The sequence below is a fragment of the Fictibacillus sp. 18YEL24 genome, from assembly GCF_015903855.1.
In the GTDB taxonomy this organism is placed as follows: Bacteria; Bacillota; Bacilli; order Bacillales; family Fictibacillaceae; genus Fictibacillus; species Fictibacillus phosphorivorans_C.
The window spans coordinates 239,070-257,499 of sequence record NZ_JACZDT010000004.1; the positions used below are offsets into that span (position 1 = coordinate 239,070).

Here is an 18,430-nt window from a genome sequence, read left to right on the forward strand (position 1 = left end):
ATGAGTATAAAAACAGCAAGAAGAATACGGTTAACTCTGTCCTATCTAGTATTATTGTCAGCGATCGCAATCGTTGTCTATCCGATCCTTTGGGTAATTGGTTCTTCCTTTAACCCAGGGAACACTTTATCCAGTTCGACGATCATTCCAAAAAATGCGACTCTCGCGCATTATAAAGAGCTATTTGCTGAGACGGATTATCTGATCTGGTATTGGAACACATTGAAGATTTGTTTTATTACGATGGTTCTCTCTGTTATCTTTATCGGCCTAACGGCTTATGCATTCTCAAGATATAAGTTCATAGGGCGTAAGAACGGATTGCTTCTTTTCTTAATCTTGCAGATGATTCCACAATTCGTAGCGATCCTTGCAATCTACATCCTAGCTTACCAAGTAGGATTGCTTGATACACACTTTGCCTTAATCCTTGTTTATGTGGGTGGATTGATTCCGATGAACACATACTTGGCAAAGAACTATTACGATACGATTCCGAAAGAACTAGACGAATCTGCGCGAATTGATGGCGCTGGACACTTTCGTATCTTTTGGCAGATCATCCTGCCGCTTTCAAAGCCAATCTTAGCGGTAATCGCACTTTTCAGTTTCATCTCACCATTCGCTGATTTTATCTTAGCGTCCATTCTGATCAGTTCAGATGAAAAGATGACACTTGCAGTTGGTCTGTTTAACATGATCAAGAATGAGTTCGGAAACAGTTTCACATTGTTTGCAGCGGGTTCAGTATTAGTAGCGATTCCAATCGGTCTATTATTCTTATCACTGCAGCGTTACTTTATCTCTGGCTTAACTGCTGGCGGTACAAAAGGTTAATCACAGCACCTCATTATAGGAGGAACGGCGATGGGCAAAAGAATGATATTCTTGGCTATGTCGTTTCTTCTTTTTTTATCTGTTCAAAATAAAGTGCTTGCAGAAAAAAAGGAAGAACGATCATGGAAAGATGAAACGATCTATTTTATCATGGTGGACCGGTTTAATAATGGTGACAAGAATAACGATTTTGATGTTGATCTTAATGACCCCACAGCATACCATGGGGGAGACTTCAAAGGGATCATGGACAAGCTTGATTATCTAGCTGATCTTGGTGTTACAGCAATCTGGCTGACACCTGTTGTTAAGAACGAACCAGGTGGCTATCACGGTTATTGGACAGAGAATTTCTATGAAACAGAAGAACATTTTGGTTCAAAGGCTGAGTTGAAACAACTTGTAAAAAAAGCACATGATCGTGATATAAAAGTTATATTAGATCTTGTCGTAAATCATACAGGCTATAAACATACTTGGTTAGATGAGGAGTCAAAAAAGGATTGGTTCCACAAAGAGATGGAGATCGGCAACTGGGATAACCAAAAAGAAGTTGAGAACGGCTGGCTCGCTGGTTTGCCCGATCTGAACACCGAAAACAATGAAACGCGTAAGTATTTACTCGACATGGCTGAATATTGGATCAAAGAAACAGACATTGATGGCTATCGGTTAGATACAGTGAAACATGTACCAAAAGATTTTTGGCAAGAATTTTCAGAACGAGTGAATAAGGCTAAGCCTGGATTTTATTTGATCGGTGAAGTTTGGCACAATGACCCAAGATATATTGCTGAGTATAATAAAGCAGGAATTCAATCGTTTGTAGATTATCCTTTGTTTAATGAGATGGTTCGTATATTTAGACAAAGCGGACAATCGCTTTCAGAACTGAACGCTGTATGGGAGCGAAACAAGTTCTATTATAAAGATCCGTATACGTTAGGGAATTTTATAGATAATCATGATAACATTCGATTCGTGCGTGAAGCACTGCTGAAGCGAGAAGATCCGGAAAAGAGGCTGAAGTTAGCTCTTACTTACCTTTACTCGGCACCTGGTATTCCCATCCTTTATCAAGGGACAGAGCATTTGATGGATGGAGCAAAAGATCCGGACAACCGTCGCATGATGGACTTTACTCAAAATAAGGATTTTGAAAAGTTCAGTTCAAAATTAGGAAAGCTTAGACAGAAACATCCTGCACTTAGACGTGGTGATTATTCGATGATTGTTGATAAAGATGGGAAAGCCGTCTTTAAACGAAAATATCAGGATGAAACACTTTATATCGCTTTTAACAATGATAAGAAGAAGTCTGCTATTTCATTTTCGGATAAAAGCCTTCATAATAAAAAACTTGTAAGTCTGTTGTCAGACGAAGAGATAAAGGTGAACGACACTTCAGTTGAAAAGAATATGGCTGGGGAATCAGCTGATATTTATTCTGTACAAGAAGCAGATTCCGATTGGAAGCTCTACTTAATAGCAGCAGCGATAATCGTACTATTGTTGAGTTCTTTCTATATTTATAATAAAAGAAAAAAACGCACTTTATAGAGTTGGAAAGTCTTAGAACCATTCAATTTACAAAAAAAGTCGAAAACATTAAAAGTGGAAAGGAATTAATATTTCTTTTTTCCTACGAACGCTATACAATAATTGATGGAATAAAGTAAGCGTATACACTATGCCAAATAGTCTGAAAGGAGGACTATACATGTCAGTAACGATAAAAGACGTAGCAAAATTAGCAGATGTTGCACCTTCAACCGTTTCAAGAGTAATTGCGAATAATCCTCGAATTTCTGAAAAAACAAAACGAAAAGTTAAAGAAGCGATGGACTATCTTGGCTATCATCCAAACTTTAATGCAAGAAGTTTGGCAAACCGAAGCACTCAGGCGATCGGTCTTGTCATGCCTAGTTCTGCAGATAAAGCTTTTCAAAATCCGTTTTTTCCAGAAGTAATCAGAGGAATCAGTACGATTGCACATGAACAAGAATACGCCCTATACATGTCGACAGGTAATACAGAAGATGAAATCTTCGAAGGGGTTGTGCGAATGGTACAAGGTCGTCGAGTGGATGGCATCGTTATGTTGTATTCACGTGTAGATGATCGGATCATGTGCTACCTGCAAGAACAGAAATTCCCGTTCACAGTAATCGGTAAGCCGTTTAAAAACGCTGAAAGTATCACACATATAGATAATGATAACTTCAAAGCTGCTCAAGAAATGACAGAATATCTCATATCACTAGGTCACGAACGAATCGGTTTTGTAGGAGGAAATTTGAATCTAGTCGTAACCATTGACCGGTTATTAGGCTATGAAAAAGCGATACGAAATGCGGGGCTGCCTTATAAAGATGAGTACATCGTTCATGAAGAGTTCTTAAAAGAAGGAGGGCAGGAAGCAGTAAAAGAGCTTCTCGCGTTGAAAGACCCACCTTCAGCACTCCTTGTTATAGATGATGTTATGTCCTTCGGTGTCTTGAGCACTTTAAACGAGCTAGGTGTGTCCGTACCCGATGACATCTCGTTACTAAGTTTCAACAACGTTATGCTATCTGAACTCTCATCACCTTCACTATCATCTGTTGATATCAATATCTTTAAACTTGGTTATGAAGCGGCTAAGGGACTCTTAGAATGCATTCAATGTCCCGAAAAAGAAGCAAAACGAGTAGTCGTACCTTTTCAGTTGATCGAAAGACAGACGTGCAGTAAGGTTAGTGGGAAGTAACGGTCAGCTTGATAAAATTGAGCTCATTAATACTTCATAATAAAAAAGCCTCAAGAAGATATGTTCAAATCTTCTTAGAGGCTTTTTTCCTTAAGAGCTTTAATTACAGGTAGGATCGGCTGTTTGCTTTTACAAGAAAAAAAATCTTTAAACGGGTTATCTACATCTTTTATCCGATCCATAATTGAAGTAAGTGGAAACTGTTCAGGCTGTAATGAAGCATCTACTTCATTCCAATATAGGGGAGTTGCCACTAAAGCATCATCGTTTCCTCTTACAGAATAGGGAGCAATAATAGTTTTACCTTCTGCGTGCTGAATATAATCAATATAGCACCGGTTGGCACGGTTCTTTTTTAATCGTTCGATCGTAAACCATTTCGGCTCACGTTCGATTAAATACTGTGCTAGAAATTCTGTGAATAGCCGTGAATCTTCAAATGTGACAGCTCCTTCAGGTAATGGAATATAGATCTGCATACCCTTATTACCACTTGTTTTGATGAACGTGGTGAGATGTAACTTATCACAAACTTCTTTTATCATAAGCGCGGCTTCTACCGAAAGATGAAATTCCTTACGAGAGGGAGGATCTAAATCCATAACGATCTCTGAGGGGTGAACATTTTCAACTGTTCGATAAGGAATGTGAAACTCGAATGCAAGCTGATTTCCTAACCAGAGCAATGTAGGTAAGTTATTACAAACGATATAATTAATATCTTCTTCCATATTCGTATGTACATATTGTGGAGCATAATTTGGACAATTCTTTTGATAGAACTTTTCCTCACTCACTCCATGAGGATATCTAATGACCGTTAAGGACCGATTCTTCAAAAAAGGCAGCATATATGGCGCTATTTGGGTTAAATAATTGATATACTCAACTTTAACAATATCTTGATTCGGCCATAATGGTTTGTTAGGGCTTGTTAACGTTACGATCTCGCCGTTAACATGAAGATCTACTTGTTCTTTTGAAGACTTTCCCATGTACATTCCTCCCAGCTTGTATCAAAACGGAATGAAACAAACCTTGGCTGTCTCAATTGATTTTTGTATAGTTCTAAATACGAAAGTTCTACACAGATCGAAGGCTCTATCATAATAAGCGTACCTTTCCTGCTTATCATATTTTTCTTTATGATTTGAATCAACGCTTCCTTCTCTTGAGAAGAAATGCCATGTGAGAATAATCCGACAAACTCAATGGTCCCTTCATTCATTACACCAACATGGAAAAAACCGTTTTCCGTATCATAACCTAATACGATAAAGGGATGAAATTTAAGATTTTTCACTTTGATCCATTCATTTGTCCGAAGTCCTGGAGTCCATCTACTCGAAAGACTCTTTGCCACGATTCCTTCACTCTTGTCACCCTGAACTCTTTTCGTTATTTCCGATCTTGCCGAAGTAAACGGAATAAAATTAAGACGACTCTCAGGTAAAATTATATTTACTTGAACACCTGCAAGCTGAAGAAGCCTCTGCAAGTTTTCTTTTCGTTCCAGAAAACCCCTTCGATAAATGTATTCACCCTTACTAGCTAGCAGATCGAATGCACAATACGACGATGGGTTATCTTTAGAAGCTTGTGCAATTTTATCGGGTTGTTTTAATCTGCCTCTTTTTTGAATGTGTTCAAAATCGGCTTTATTCTCGTTTTCTAGAAGGCATAGTTCTCCATCTAATAGAAGGGGAAACATGTGTTTAACACGATGCTCAATGCTTTTCAGATGATCTGCAATCTCAGGGAAAATACCATGCAGAGGATGACCATTTCTAGATGTCATGATCACATTTGAATGATCCCAGTAAAGTAAACATCTGAACCCGTCATACTTCACTTCATATACCCAATGATCTCCTTCGGGCAATTCATTTGAAAGAGAAGGGAGCATCGGTTTTAAAAAGGGTTGAATCATGAACTAGCTTTCTTCTTTGCTGTTGACTTCTTCTTTTTAGGCTTTGTTTCTGTGGAATCATTGCTTTTCTTAGAACCTGTTTCTTTCGTTTTCTTACCTTTATCAGCAGTTTCTTTTCCTTTACTCTCATTGATAGAAGCTTGAAGTGCTTCCATAAGATCTACAACATTTGTTCTCGGTTTTTCCTTCGCAACTTTCACTTCATCACCAGAAATTTTTGAGTTGATCAATTCGAGAACCGCTTCACGGTATTCGTCTTCATACTTTTCAGGCTCGAATGGGGCCGTTAATTGTTCGATAAGCTGTTTGGCCATCTCAACTTCCTTTTCATTGAGTGATACTTCATCTGTTAAACCAGGAACATGATCTACATTCCTTACTTCATCGGGATAAAAGATGGTTTCCAAGACTAGACCGTTCTTGTATACACGAACAGCTGCAAGATGTTCTTTTGATCGAAGTGTGAACTTGGCGAGTCCGATCTTCCCGGTGTCTTCCATTGCTTTTTTTAAAAGGGCAAAAGATTTTGTACCGTTCTCACCAGGTCCAACGAAATAGGAACGATTATAAAAGATAGGATCTATTTCCTCTAACTTGATAAAATCGATGATCTCGATTGATTTATCAGAAACACCTGCTAGTTCATCAAGTTCTTCCTTTTCCACCACTACGAACTTACCGGGTTCATACTCATATCCTTTTACAATTTCTTTTGAGTCCACAGTTTCTTCACATACAGGGCAAATCTTTTCATATTGAACGGGACTATGGCATTTCTCATGTAAATATCTCATTTTTATATCTTTATTTTCAGTTGCTGCAAACAGCTTGATAGGAATATTAACAAGACCAAAGCTGATAGCACCTTTCCACATCGTGTGCATGAAAACCATCCTTTCAAAACTCATTTACAGTTAGTTTCTCCATACCAATCGACATCATGTATATTTTTCCATAGTTTATACAGATTTCGACAATGCATTGTAGAAACATGCAATTTCATTCATAATGAGAATAGAGTTTTTTCAATAGGCTGTTTCCTAAGATTGTTGCATTGTCTTACTTTTACTAAACGCACTAGTTGATTATAGTGTAAGGTGTGAGACTCTAAACGGCGCAAAGCGGCAGGAGGCTCAGCGCACGCCACATGGAAAGCGAGCAAGCAAAAATGTATACGAAAACAGCCTTTCAATAAAAGGGTGATAACATTGGATAGCAGTACAAACACACAATCAAATACAGAACTTGCTCAATTCTTAAACAACCAAAGAACAAGCATTGTAGAAAAATGGCTGGAAAACGTACTGTTGCCTCAAAATGACCCTTTTTATGAAGAAGTAAAAAAGAACGGTCATCAAACGATTGTAGAACTGATCAACTTTTTGGAAACAGGTTCACTGGACAGACTGCAAGCTCTAACAAGTAAGATCGCCAAAGAACGAATTGAAGCAAAAGCGAACGTTGGAGATTTTGTTCATAACATTAACGTAGGCCGGAGCATCGTCTATGAACTTTTAATGTGTTCGCTCTTAAATGACCAATTAAAAGGCGATGGTGTTTTAAAAATGCAGAGGTATTTTGATCAACTTGTATTCTTGAGTGTTCAAGAATATACAGCGCTTAAGGATTCGATCATTGACCGTAAAAACCAGTTTATCCAAGAGATGCACCACGATCGGTTAACCATGCTTGGACAGATTGCAGCCAGTTTTGCCCATGAATTTAGAAATCCACTTACTTCCGTCAAGGGTTTCATCTACCTTTTACAAAAAGAATTAGATAAGACGGACCAATCAGAGTATTATTTTGAGATCATACAAAACGAGATGCAGAGCCTTGAAGAAAAGATTACACAGTTTCTCTATTTATCAAAGATGAGAGGCTTACAAGATAAGCTGGAGAAAGTCTCGTTATCATCACTTTTGAAGGAAATGCTTAACTTTATGTATCCGCGTTTTACTGAAACGAATATTGTAACTATATCTCAGGTTGAAAAAGACGTGTTTACAGAGGGCGACAGTTCACAGATCAAACAGGTGTTATTAAACATTCTAGTGAATGCCGTAGAAGAACTAAGTGGCTGGAGTGGTGAGAGAAAGATTAAGGTTTCATTAGCGAAAAACAAAGATAACATGGCAGAATTATCAATCTGTAATAATGGTAACCCGATACCTGATTATTTACTTGAGAATGTTTTTGAACCATTTGTTACGACAAAGTCACTCGGAACAGGACTTGGGCTTTCTGTTTGTAAACAGATTGTTGAAAAACATAACGGGACGATTGAAGTAAGTTCTTCAAGAGATGACACTTGTTTTACGATTAAATTTCCGATCATCTAATTCTGACAGACTAAATAAAGACATGAAAAAAGCTCCCTTTTGTAAGGGGGCTTTTTTTCGTTTATTATAGATGATCAGGTTTTTTTGAGTATGGCTGTTTTCCTTTTTGTTTACTCTCAAGTTCTGCTTCATTTTTCAATTGATTCATTGCTTGATTATCTTCTGGGCGTTTATTATTGTCTTTTGTATTATGGTGTGTCATAAAAATCCCTCCTGACTCTAACATCTGTCAGAAGGGGTCTCATTATTCATCATGTTTTAAGATGGTTTTTTAGGTGTATTTAAGAAGAACAAGGCAATTGTTCCAGGTCCTGCGTGAGCGCCGATCGCACAACCGATCATTGTAACTAAAATGTTCTTGTTTCCTGTTTCTTCAATGATTAAATCTTTTAAAGCTTTTGCCGTTTCCGTATCATCAGCATGACTGATTCCGATCGTAATGTCATCAAGAGTTGAAGCTCTTTCTTTCATGAGTTCTACCATGCGTCCTAGAACTCTTTTCTTTCCACGCAGTTTTTCAAGTGGAAACAGCTTTCCATCTTCCATGTGAAGAACAGGCTTAATTTTTAAAAGTGTCCCCATGAGAGCTGCTGTTTTACTTACTCTGCCGCCACGCAATAAATATTCAAGGTCATCAACGGTAAAAATATGTTCAAGGTGGTTCTGATAGTGTTGAAGCGTGTGAAGAATCTCATCAAACGATTTTCCTTCCTTGGCTTCTTTAGCTGCTTCATAGACCATCAAACCATATCCTAATGATGCGGATTGGCTATCAAACACTTCTATTTGAGCGTTTGGAAATTCTTCAAGCACTTCATTTTTCATAAGTACAGCTGTTTGATAGGTCCCACTGATTCCTGAAGATAAAGTGATATAGATGGCAGGTTGTCCATTTCTCGCACATGAAGTTAATGTTTCTTTAATGATTGATGGAGGAACTTGAGCTGTTTTTGGAACGGCGCCTTCCTTCATATATGTATATAACTGTTTTGGTTCGATGTTAGATCGATCTAAATACTCTTCATCATTGACCTGCACGATTAGAGGCAGCATGATAATCTCGTATTCGTCCAATAATTGTTTAGGTAGATCAGATCCTGTATCGGTTATTATAGTAGTCATTATTGTTCACCTGCTTGGCTTTTTCTATAGTTTAACTTGTGATGGAATGAAAAGGCAATGATCATGTTTGAAAAATAGCTCTTATGACTATTGACGCGGGGTATCTTTATCTGTTAAAAATGAATCTTGGATTAATGAAAAAAGGAGGGACTCTCACTCATGACAGAACGTTTTCGCTTAAAAGATCTAGGTATAACTGAACTTAAAAAGATCTTTTTTATAATCGTTGGAGCCCTGCTTAATGCCGTCTCGCTTAACATGTTCTTAATACCGGCTAAGGTTTATGCGAGTGGGTTTACAGGTGTTTCTCAGCTGATTTCATCACTGCTCGTTAATACGGCTTTTCCGATCAGCACTGGTATTTTGTACTTATTATTTAATATTCCTGTGACGATTTTAGGCTGGCTGAAAGTAGGAAAGTCATTTACGGTATATAGTTTCTTGAGTGTCATCATGATCACGGCGTTTCTTGAGATCATACCTATTACAGTTGTTTCATCAGATATACTCTTGAATGCGGTTTTCGGCGGAGTTATCGCTGCATTAGGTGTTGGTGTTACATTGAAGTATGGAGCATCGACAGGAGGACTTGATATTATCGCGATGATCTTATCAAGAATGAAGAACAAGCCGATCGGTGGTTATTTCTTTATCCTTAATGGTTTGATCATACTTGCTGCAGGTTTCCTATTCGGTTGGGAGAAGGCGTTATATACGCTTGTAGCTCTCTATGTATCATCACGCGTTATTGACGCTGTACATACGCGTCATGAAAAACTAACAGCGATGATCGTTACCAAGAAGGGCAATGAGATCCAAGAGGCCATTCATGGAAAAATGGTTCGTGGGATTACAATAGTACCCGCTAAAGGCGCATTCTCGAAGCAAGATAAAGAGATGCTCATCATCGTGATCACACGCTATGAATTATATGATCTAGAGCAAGTGCTTAAAGAGGTAGATCCGAATGCCTTCACAAACATCGTTCACACTACAGGCATCTACGGCTTCTTCAGAAATGACTAAGGGGTCTGACCCCACACAATTACAAACCATTCATTTTTGTACACACGGTATGGACAAAGTCCATACCGTGTGTTTTTTTGCGAATGTTTTCAATAAAAACACCATATAAAGGTAAAAATGAAAGTGAGGTGAATGAAAACATGAAGTCATTTAAAACATCCATTATCGCTTTTCTAATTGTATGTACCGTTATTTTCTTACTGTCAGCTTGTAACAAAGAAGAGGATAAGCCTAAAGTTAAACACGGTGAAGTAACTTCTCAACTCAGTCCCGTTCTATCCATCCAGCAAAGAAACGATGGGATTGATGTGCTCGCTGTTCTTGAGAATCATAGCAATCATACGGTAACTTTATCTTTTAATCGTTCAAAGATGTTTGATGTGGCTATCTTGGATTCTTCGAGAAAAGAAGTTTTCAGACATTCTAAAGGAAAGAACTATGAGAAGAAACGAGAGGACGTACATATAAAAGCTGGGGCAAGTCATATTTGGAAAACAAAGTGGAAGATCTCTGCAGAGAATAATAAAGCAGGGATATATACAGTTAAAGTAACCTTTTTACCTAATAAAATAGCTCCAGGATCATTGAGCACTGAGAGTCTAACAGTAGAAGAAACGCTTACTCTTCAAGGGGGATCTGAAGAAAAGAAAAATGATACCTTTAGAAAAATACACGTTTCAGGTAAAGACGGTACTTACAGAGTATCAGGGGAGGCAAGAGTGTTTGAAGGCTCATTTGCCTATTCTGTTTCTGACGGTCACAACGTTTTTATCGAAAAGAATAAACAAATCGAGAAAGGTGGACCAGATTGGGCTCCATTTTCCTTTGAAGTTAAAATTCCAGAGGATGATCTGCCTATAAACGGTACCCTCATGCTAGAACTGTTTTACTATAGTCCTAAGAACGGGGAAAAAGCAGATACACTAGCAGTGCCTCTTCAGTCTTTTAAATAAGCTCTTTATTAAAAGGTTGTTGCTTTTAACTCCTTGTCACCTTTGACAACTGATTGGAGTGAAAAGTGAGCAGCCCTGGAACGGAAATCAATACTTCCAAAAGTAACAATTTTTATGAAAACTGCCTTTTCCACAAAAAATCACCAACAAAAAACCAGCCCGGTCGTAAAGGCTGGTGTAAACAACTTAAGCATTTTCTTCTAATGCTTTTTGAATTTCTGGCATCAATTCGTTCCAGTCACTGTCATTTGTTTTATTTACTGTAATAAAGTTTTCAAAACCAAAAATCGATTCTACTCCATCAATGGATAATAGTGCTTTAGCTAGAGGGGAGTCCGAATCATCACCTACGCGTGCAGAAAGTCTTCCTTCTAAAAACTTCTCTGAACCATCAAATTTAATTGCGTTAGGGTTCGGTGTTGGTTGGATCGAAAATTCTACTGCCATTACGAACACTCCTTCAAATAATAGTATTAAAAATGAAATGCATATCTCTTAGAGATGATATCATGGAAATCCAATGAATTGTACAGATGCTTCGTAACAGAGTTGTTGATCCCTGTTTCAAGTTCAATGGATTTGATACCATCTCTCTCAGCCCAATAGATCAAGTGTAGCAAAAGTTTACGGGCAATTCCTCTGTTGCGATGCTTTTCATGTACATAAAGCTCATTCAACCAAAGATAAGGTCCACCGATACGAAGACTTACTCCTAAGTTAAAGAAGGCAAGTCCGATAACAGAGTTTTCTTCTTCTGCAATGATGATTCCGCTTTTCTCTGGGTTATCAAGCGCCATTTTAATACCAGCAAACGTTCTGGTTTTTTCTTCTGGCTGACCATCCATCGTACGCTGCTGTAAGAATAAATGCGCAATTTCTTCAATGATATGAGATTCAGCTTCATTCGTTACGCGATATATTTTCATACAATGCCCCCAAAATTACTCTAAAAACATAAGATATCTTCTTCACATAACACATTATAACAAAAATAATGGAGGTTTGACGTTTGATAAATGGTAATTTCTTTCGAATAGTTTAATTAGAGATATTCAATAGAGGAGATGAATAAGAAATGAAGACTCTTGTTTGTTTTGGAGACAGCATCACTTCAAAAGAAAAGAGTAAAGATGGCTCACTTAGATTAACTTCCCGTTTGAGACAAGAATTAACCGAGTGGGTTGTAATGAATGCTGGGATACCTGCAGAGACGACGAGAGCTGCCCTTGTAAGACTGCAAGATGACGTTCTTCGGCATCATCCTGATTTTGTCACCATTCTTTTTGGTGCCAACGATTCAAGCGATCATAGACTTATTCCATTAGGGGAATACGAAAAAAACTTAACATATATGGTGAATAAAATCGGAGCTGATAAAGTTATCTTGATCAGTCCAGCTCCCGTGTTTGAAGACCAACAGAAAGCCCGGACGAATGATAGGATGAAAAAATATGCACAAACCGTTAAAAAAGTAGCGAAACATGAGGGGCCATCTTATATACCATTGTTTGAAACACTAGTTGATAAGAACATTCAAAAATATGTAATTGATGATGGTCTTCATTTTAATAAATTCGGATATGAACAGCTTAGTGAACTTGTGTTAAGAAAAATCAAAACTTTGACTGCCATCACATTTCCAAAAAAACAGCTTTCTCCTTGAAAAAGAGAAAGCTGTTCCTTTTTAACCATTTAGTTTAGGCGATCAGGGTTTTCTTCCAATAAGCTCTCGGCGTCTTCTAAACTTAAGCCAGTCGCCTGCGTAAATGACTGAGGCTGACTTGTATCCGAGTGTTGGTTTTCTGCATGTTGGGAATCAGAATTCACATGAGACGAAACACCCGAGTGTTCATCCAATTCTTTTTGAAATTCTGCCAATTGAGCGCGCTCTGCATCAGAAGAATTAGCCATTGCAGAAGAAAGTGCATTCTGTGCTACTTCTTTGTCATGACTAGAAAGTTCAGCATGATCGGCATGTTCACTGTTAGAAATCTGGTTATTTAATTCATGAGTTGAATGTTGAACCTTTCCAACAGCTTGTTGAACGGCATTTCTCGCGATTTGAAATAATCTGTTTGCCATCTTTATATGCCTCCTAATGAATTTCTTTCTTCTTTTTCACGTTTGCGATCTTGTTGCTCATCTTTACTAAAAGCCATTGTTGTTTCTTGACTCACCATATCGGCACCTTGCTTAGTAGCACGTTTGGATCGACTCTTTTTACTCATTGGAATTCCTCCTTTTCTCCCGTACATTTAGTTTTTACCGTAAGAAGTACAATATGTAATCAGAAGTATCAAATGCTTAGAAAAGAAATGGAAAAAAGATCTCCAGCTGAAATTCAGCTTGAAGATCTTTATCATGTTAAACAAGTTTTAAGATGTTTTTTAAATAATGAGCAATGCCTTCTTCTTCATTTGTAAGTGTTACATAATTAGCACGTGCTTTAAGTTCATCAATAGCATTTCCCATCGCAACACCATGACCCGCATATTCAATCATCTCAAAGTCGTTGTCTTCATCACCAAAAGCTACAATCCGATCTTGTGGGACATTGTAGTATTCAGCAATCTTTTTAAGACCAGTGGCTTTGCTGATACCAGAACGAATGACTTCAATAATGTTCCATGGTGCAGCCCATACTCGTTGATCAACAACTTCAGCATGTTCTTTTTGGAGCATCGCTCTTAACTCAGGAATGTGATGATCTTCTGGATGAACCAGAATAGCCGTAGGGTCATCCTGCAATGTTTTATGAAGATCGCCAATCTGGAGAGGATTTTCATTCATGATGAATGTATTAACAATTACTTCATCTTGTTTCTTTAAATAGACATCATCTAGAACCTCAACCATGATGTTCTTCACTTTAAATGTCTCACATGCTGAAATGATACGTTTTGCAACGTCTAGTTCAAGCGGAGAGTGATGAATGCCGAAACCTGCATCATGCGGATGATGAACAAAGGCGCCGTTAAAATTTACAATCGGAGTGTTGAGTTCTAACTCCTCATAATACATGTTAGATGAACGAAAAGGGCGACCAGTAGAAATGCAAACATGATGACCATGGTCGATCAGTTGAAAAAGTAGTTCTTTTGTTTTTCTTGGAATTTTTTTCTCATCATTTAATAAAGTTCCGTCAAGATCTAATGCAATTAAGTAAGGTTGTGTCACGAAAGTACCTGCCTTTTTTAGGATGCTTATATAAAGTGTATTATTTTACTTACAAAAAGTCTATTCATACAGGGCGTCTTTCATGAAAAAGAAACATGTCTCATGATAAGATGGAAAAAAAGAGAAAGAGGAGATACACATATGGTTTCAATACAAAAAGTAACGATCGGCGATATTCCTTTCTTACTTGCGGAAAAACCAGAGAATGCAGGTAAGCCGTTGCCGCTTTTCATCTTCATACATGGATATACAAGTGCCAAAGAACATAATTTACATTTTGCATATTCACTAGCTGAAAAAGATTTTCGAGTAATCTTACCAGATGCATTGCATCATGGAGAGCGAATCGCTGCGAATCCACCCAAGTCGATGGAATATGACTTTTGGAACATCGTTCAACAAGGCATTCAAGATGTAAACCGTATTATGAATTGGGCAAAAGAAAACGAGTTTGTTTTAGAAGATCAAGTAGCAGTCGGTGGAACTTCGATGGGGGCTATCATCACTTACGGATCACTCGTCAACAATCCGAAGATTAGTGCTGGATGTGCACTTATGGGAACGCCGGCTCATGAGAAATTTGCAAGATGGCAGATCGAAAGAATTCAAAATGCAGGTTATGATATTCCTCTTACAGTCGAAGAGCTTGAGAATTCTATTTCTTCCTTAAAGGATTACGACCTTACACGCAACCTTGATAAGCTAAATAATCGTCCGTTATTTATTTGGCATAGTGAAGTTGATGCTGTGATTCCATATGAGTTTGCAAAACCATACGTACAAACCTTAACTGAGAAAAATAGTGCATCTGTGTACATGAACGACAAAACTTCTGGTCATAAAGTTTCACGTGCTGCCTATTTAAATGCAGTAGAGTGGATCGCACAGCAATTAAATGCAAAAAAAGAAACGGTGTAAGTTTTACCCCGTTTCTTCAAGCTTTAGCCGATATGTTCGTTTAGGTTGATACATATGGTCGATTTCGTCAATTTGCTTTTGCAGAGAATGCATGATGCGAAGGGAAAAAACTCCCTTTTCGTTAAATTCTTCTGGGATGTCGGTAATGGTTACTTTATAGCCGGAACGGTGGTAATATTCATAAGAAACCTTCATTCGATCAACATCCTTTCCATAATTTAAAAAAATAATAACAAAAATAGACATAAAAGTAAACTGAAAAGTGTTTATATTCTGAAAATTAAAAGGGGTGAAATTTTGCCAGTTACTAAACGAACACCACTACCAGTTGCAGAGGCCGTAAATAAAATCATGAATCACACCCGGTTTTGGGGAATTGAAAAAGTTTCGATCAGTGAGTGTGATCATCGTATATTGGCAGAGGATCTTGCTGCTACCCATGATGTTCCTCCTTTTAATCGTTCTCCATATGATGGGTTCGCTATTCGTTCAGGTGATTCGAAACATGCATCAATGAATCATCCCATCACATTGAAGGTTGTAGAGACAATTGGAGCGGGACAAGTTGCTGAACAGGAAGTAAAAAGCGGAATGGCGGTTCGAATCATGACAGGAGCCAAGATTCCCGATGGTGCTGATGCAGTTATCATGTTAGAACTAGTAAAAGAGATTGTTATCGATGGCGAAACCCATATCCAAATAAAAAGATCTGTTAAAAAAGATGAGAACATTTCTTTTCAAGGTGAAGACACACAAGAGGGCACTGTTTTGGTGAAAGCAGGAACTAAAATCACGCCAGGAATTGTTGCAATTCTTGCCACGTTCGGTTACCACACTATTTCGGTTTACAAAAGACCTGTTGTTGGTATTCTTTCAACAGGAACAGAACTGCTTGACGTAAATGAAGATCTGCAACCAGGAAAAATAAGAAACAGCAATGCATACATGTGTGCAGCTCAAGTTAGAGCGATGGGAGCAGAAGTTAAACTCTATCAACATCGTGAAGACAATTTTGACTCTTTGTATAAAAGTATCAAGGAATCACTGCAAGAGACCGATGTTCTGATCACAACAGGGGGAGTATCTGTTGGAGATTACGATTTTCTTCCGGAAGTATACAAAAAGCTTGGTGCAGAAGTTCTATTTAATAAGGTTGCCATGCGACCAGGCAGTGTAACGACCGTTGCGGTCTTCGAAGATAAATGGCTTTTTGGGCTTTCAGGAAACCCATCAGCTTGCTTTGTCGGAGCTGAACTTTTTGTGAGGCCTGTGATCTTAAAAGGAATGAATATGATAAAGCCACACTGCAAAGTTAAAAAGGCAACACTTTCAAGGGATTTTCCAAAACCAAATCCGTTTACACGATTTGTTAGGGCTACTCTTTCAGAGAAGATCGATGGAAGCGTTGTAACACCTGCTGGTCTAGATAAGTCCAGTTCTGTTTCCTCTTTAGTTGAAGCGAATTGTCTGATCGTTTTGCCTGGAGGTACGCGGGGGTGGGAAAAGGGAAGCGAAGTTGGTGTAATCACTTGGCATGGCGAAGGGAGCGAATGGCCGTGGGATCATCCATTATTCTCCAAGTCGTCGGCTATCAGAACAGTGGAAAAACAACTTTAATCAGTAAGCTCCTTAAGGAGTTAGGGAAACGCCACTTTCAGACTGGAGTCATTAAACACCATGGTCACGGAAATTGCGTAGATTTTAATGATTCTGGAAAAGATACAGAGCAACATCGAAATGCTGGCGCTAATATAACATGCGTTACTTCTTCTAATAACTCTATATTAACCATGAATTCAGAATTACCATTGAATAAAGCAATCGCTCTTTACGAAACACTTGAAATGGATTGTATTCTAATAGAAGGATATAAACATATTCCGTATCCTCGAGTCGTTCTGTTGCGAAACGAGAAAGAAGATATGGATCTTTTGCTAAATTCTCATGAAGTGATTGCAGCCATCCATTCCATTAAACCTAAGGGAACTATTTTGCAGGAATCAAATAACCCCCATTTCATGAGGGACGATGAAGAATTATGGCTGAACTGTTTAATTACATACATCACTCAGGAACATCGAAGGAGAGTGGATCATGAAAATGTTTAAGATAACATCTGAACCAATAAATAATCAAGACGTCATTGATTCTGTCGTTCACCATAATGCAGGAGCTATTTCTGTTTTCATCGGTACGGTTAGAGAAATGACAGGACAAAAACAAACCAAATTCCTTCATTACGAAGCGTATGTACCTATGGCCGAAAAACAACTCGAAAGAATTGGAACCGAAATTCAAGAAAAATGGCCGAGTGCGATCACGGCGATTACACATCGGATTGGAACGCTGCAAATATCCGATATCGCGGTAACGATTGCAGTATCTACGCCTCATCGGCACGATGCTTTTGAAGCAAGTCGTTATGCGATTGAGCGCATCAAGGAGATAGTGCCCATCTGGAAAAAGGAGCACTATACGGATGGGGAAGAGTGGATAGGCAATCAAAAAGGTACAACAACTTATCCTGCTGGACATCCAGAGGGGGTAGTGAAGTGATGATCAACATCTTATTGTTTGCAGATTTAGCGCAGCAGGCAAAAACAGAAAGAATTTCGATTGAAGTTCATTCTCCTCTTAACGTAGAAGAAGTAAGAGCCTTGTTGCAAAATGAAGTCGGTAAACTTTCTGGAATTGAAAATGCATTACTTGCTGTAAATGAGGAATATGTAGAGTTAACAGATCAAGTGAACGATGGTGACACTGTAGCTTTCATACCTCCTGTTAGTGGGGGTTAATGAGCCAAAAAGCAAAAGGAGAAGTCTAAGAAACCTGCCACTTGTTAGTCTGCAGGTTTCTTTTTGATTTGCTCTAGAGTTTTTTTATACGCCCCAGCTTTTATGCTCGTTTCAAGAATTCTCACCCTCGTTATTTGGCCTACAAGAAAGACAGAAATTTTGATTATTAATGATATGACCATGAAAAAAACCATCTATACAAAATAACTGTACACCACAAATTGAACAGGTTCCAACTAGTTCCTTCATACTTTCATCTCCTTCGCTTCAAACGGTTTGACTTTTTCATACGAGGAAGCGCTGATGCCGGCTGTTTACGAAGCCACTTTAAGAATTTTTTAAGTTCAGGAGTATCTCTTAGTTTTTCAATGGTGTTGTATAGTGATGCTAGTTCATTATTTGTATACAAAAAATGAATCTGTTTATGACAGGGAGCACAAAGATTTGCAGTTTCTGAAAATCTGCCGCCTTCTTCTTTCGGAATCAAGTGATGAACCGTTAATTCTATTGGTTCTCTCCTACAAAGTTCACATGTACCTTTCTCCACGCTTTTCTCAATCCCTTCAAGTTGTTGAACATCT

Annotated in this window: 24 protein-coding genes; 12 read left to right on the forward strand and 12 right to left on the reverse strand. The window is 38.2% G+C overall.

The genetic code is table 11. The annotated features are described in order from the left end of the window. From HU823_RS14330 to HU823_RS14340, 3 genes are all read left to right on the forward strand, one after another. Window positions 1-837: a sugar ABC transporter permease gene (locus tag HU823_RS14330; protein WP_137789892.1), complete on the forward strand. Its 837-nt coding sequence runs from the start codon at window positions 1-3 to the stop codon at window positions 835-837. A 30-nt stretch (window positions 838-867) separates the two neighbouring features. Next, a complete protein-coding gene (locus HU823_RS14335) occupies window positions 868-2,397 on the forward strand; it encodes an alpha-amylase family glycosyl hydrolase (protein WP_197222501.1) in 1,530 nt (509 codons plus the stop codon). A gap of 160 nt (window positions 2,398-2,557) precedes the next feature. Then, complete coding sequence (locus HU823_RS14340) at window positions 2,558-3,586, forward strand: LacI family DNA-binding transcriptional regulator (RefSeq protein WP_144701193.1); 1,029 nt, start codon at window positions 2,558-2,560, stop codon at window positions 3,584-3,586. Between the two features lie 74 nt (window positions 3,587-3,660). Here HU823_RS14340 and ligD (HU823_RS14345) read toward each other — a convergent pair whose 3' ends face one another. Genes ligD (HU823_RS14345) through HU823_RS14355 form a run of 3 tightly spaced genes read right to left on the reverse strand, consistent with a single transcriptional unit; the run spans window position 3,661 to window position 6,400 of the window. Further along, window positions 3,661-4,581: a non-homologous end-joining DNA ligase gene (gene ligD / locus HU823_RS14345; protein ID WP_197222502.1), complete on the reverse strand. Its 921-nt coding sequence runs from the start codon at window positions 4,579-4,581 to the stop codon at window positions 3,661-3,663. Further along, window positions 4,554-5,516 (reverse strand): non-homologous end-joining DNA ligase, encoded by a 963-nt coding sequence (ligD, locus tag HU823_RS14350; RefSeq protein WP_197222503.1) that lies wholly within the window; start codon window positions 5,514-5,516, stop codon window positions 4,554-4,556. The genes ligD (HU823_RS14345) and ligD (HU823_RS14350) overlap by 28 nt, the downstream gene beginning before the upstream one ends. After that, the gene (locus HU823_RS14355; RefSeq protein WP_144701191.1) at window positions 5,513-6,400 is read right to left on the reverse strand and encodes a Ku protein; all 888 of its coding nucleotides are present in this window, start codon (window positions 6,398-6,400) and stop codon (window positions 5,513-5,515) included. Before HU823_RS14355 ends, ligD (HU823_RS14350) begins: the two co-directional genes overlap by 4 nt. A 324-nt stretch (window positions 6,401-6,724) precedes the next feature. Between HU823_RS14355 and HU823_RS14360 the strand changes: the two genes are divergently transcribed. Beyond that, window positions 6,725-7,858, forward strand: a complete 1,134-nt coding sequence (locus HU823_RS14360; RefSeq protein ID WP_144701189.1) for a histidine kinase N-terminal domain-containing protein — start codon at window positions 6,725-6,727, stop codon at window positions 7,856-7,858. 64 nt (window positions 7,859-7,922) lie between these two features. On the opposite strand, the gene HU823_RS14365 is transcribed toward HU823_RS14360, so the two are convergent. Continuing rightward, window positions 7,923-8,060, reverse strand: coding sequence for a hypothetical protein (locus HU823_RS14365; RefSeq protein WP_186320546.1), 138 nt, complete (start codon window positions 8,058-8,060; stop codon window positions 7,923-7,925). Window positions 8,061-8,116: 56 nt separating this feature from the next. Beyond that, window positions 8,117-8,980 (reverse strand): DegV family protein, encoded by an 864-nt coding sequence (locus HU823_RS14370; protein WP_231607467.1) that lies wholly within the window; start codon window positions 8,978-8,980, stop codon window positions 8,117-8,119. Window positions 8,981-9,139: 159 nt separating this feature from the next. On the opposite strand from HU823_RS14370, the gene HU823_RS14375 reads away from it, so the two are divergent. Continuing rightward, window positions 9,140-10,006 carry a YitT family protein gene (locus tag HU823_RS14375; RefSeq protein WP_144701185.1) on the forward strand — a complete coding sequence of 289 codons (867 nt, stop codon included), beginning with the start codon at window positions 9,140-9,142 and terminating at the stop codon, window positions 10,004-10,006. Between the two features lie 140 nt (window positions 10,007-10,146). Then, the gene (locus HU823_RS14380) at window positions 10,147-10,959 is read left to right on the forward strand and encodes a BsuPI-related putative proteinase inhibitor (RefSeq protein ID WP_197222504.1); all 813 of its coding nucleotides are present in this window, start codon (window positions 10,147-10,149) and stop codon (window positions 10,957-10,959) included. Window positions 10,960-11,145: 186 nt separating this feature from the next. Here HU823_RS14380 and HU823_RS14385 read toward each other — a convergent pair whose 3' ends face one another. Both HU823_RS14385 and HU823_RS14390 read right to left on the reverse strand, forming a co-directional pair. Next, window positions 11,146-11,406: a NifU N-terminal domain-containing protein gene (locus tag HU823_RS14385; RefSeq protein ID WP_066393044.1), complete on the reverse strand. Its 261-nt coding sequence runs from the start codon at window positions 11,404-11,406 to the stop codon at window positions 11,146-11,148. Between the two features lie 26 nt (window positions 11,407-11,432). Beyond that, a complete protein-coding gene (locus HU823_RS14390) occupies window positions 11,433-11,885 on the reverse strand; it encodes a GNAT family N-acetyltransferase (protein WP_197222505.1) in 453 nt (150 codons plus the stop codon). 149 nt (window positions 11,886-12,034) lie between these two features. Here HU823_RS14390 and HU823_RS14395 point away from each other — a divergent pair, with 149 nt between their 5' ends. Continuing rightward, window positions 12,035-12,622, forward strand: coding sequence for a GDSL-type esterase/lipase family protein (locus tag HU823_RS14395; protein ID WP_197222506.1), 588 nt, complete (start codon window positions 12,035-12,037; stop codon window positions 12,620-12,622). A 29-nt stretch (window positions 12,623-12,651) separates the two neighbouring features. Here HU823_RS14395 and HU823_RS22325 read toward each other — a convergent pair whose 3' ends face one another. From HU823_RS22325 to HU823_RS14410, 3 genes are all read right to left on the reverse strand, one after another. Next, window positions 12,652-13,041, reverse strand: coding sequence for a DUF3813 domain-containing protein (locus HU823_RS22325; RefSeq protein ID WP_197222507.1), 390 nt, complete (start codon window positions 13,039-13,041; stop codon window positions 12,652-12,654). A gap of 2 nt (window positions 13,042-13,043) precedes the next feature. Further along, entirely contained in the window at window positions 13,044-13,187 is a 144-nt protein-coding gene (locus HU823_RS14405; protein ID WP_186320544.1) for a hypothetical protein, read from the reverse strand. A gap of 136 nt (window positions 13,188-13,323) precedes the next feature. Next, entirely contained in the window at window positions 13,324-14,136 is an 813-nt protein-coding gene (locus tag HU823_RS14410; protein ID WP_144701175.1) for a Cof-type HAD-IIB family hydrolase, read from the reverse strand. Window positions 14,137-14,277: 141 nt separating this feature from the next. Here HU823_RS14410 and HU823_RS14415 point away from each other — a divergent pair, with 141 nt between their 5' ends. Further along, window positions 14,278-15,054, forward strand: coding sequence for an alpha/beta fold hydrolase (locus HU823_RS14415; RefSeq protein ID WP_197222508.1), 777 nt, complete (start codon window positions 14,278-14,280; stop codon window positions 15,052-15,054). A 3-nt stretch (window positions 15,055-15,057) separates the two neighbouring features. On the opposite strand, the gene HU823_RS14420 is transcribed toward HU823_RS14415, so the two are convergent. Continuing rightward, on the reverse strand, window positions 15,058-15,249 hold the full coding sequence (locus HU823_RS14420) for a hypothetical protein (RefSeq protein WP_144701171.1): 192 nt from the start codon (window positions 15,247-15,249) through the stop codon (window positions 15,058-15,060). Window positions 15,250-15,351: 102 nt separating this feature from the next. Here HU823_RS14420 and HU823_RS14425 point away from each other — a divergent pair, with 102 nt between their 5' ends. Genes HU823_RS14425 through moaD form a run of 4 tightly spaced genes read left to right on the forward strand, consistent with a single transcriptional unit; the run spans window position 15,352 to window position 17,849 of the window. Continuing rightward, entirely contained in the window at window positions 15,352-16,671 is a 1,320-nt protein-coding gene (locus HU823_RS14425; protein ID WP_255548975.1) for a molybdopterin molybdotransferase MoeA, read from the forward strand. Further along, entirely contained in the window at window positions 16,611-17,162 is a 552-nt protein-coding gene (gene mobB / locus HU823_RS14430) for a molybdopterin-guanine dinucleotide biosynthesis protein B (protein WP_197222509.1), read from the forward strand. The genes HU823_RS14425 and mobB overlap by 61 nt, the downstream gene beginning before the upstream one ends. Next, the gene (locus HU823_RS14435) at window positions 17,155-17,610 is read left to right on the forward strand and encodes a molybdenum cofactor biosynthesis protein MoaE (protein WP_370630110.1); all 456 of its coding nucleotides are present in this window, start codon (window positions 17,155-17,157) and stop codon (window positions 17,608-17,610) included. The genes mobB and HU823_RS14435 overlap by 8 nt, the downstream gene beginning before the upstream one ends. Then, window positions 17,610-17,849, forward strand: a complete 240-nt coding sequence (moaD, locus tag HU823_RS14440; RefSeq protein ID WP_197222621.1) for a molybdopterin converting factor subunit 1 — start codon at window positions 17,610-17,612, stop codon at window positions 17,847-17,849. The genes HU823_RS14435 and moaD overlap by 1 nt, the downstream gene beginning before the upstream one ends. Before the next feature lie 253 nt (window positions 17,850-18,102). On the opposite strand, the gene HU823_RS14445 is transcribed toward moaD, so the two are convergent. After that, window positions 18,103-18,396, reverse strand: a complete 294-nt coding sequence (locus HU823_RS14445; RefSeq protein ID WP_370630099.1) for an HNH endonuclease — start codon at window positions 18,394-18,396, stop codon at window positions 18,103-18,105. Window positions 18,397-18,430 lie beyond the last annotated feature (34 nt).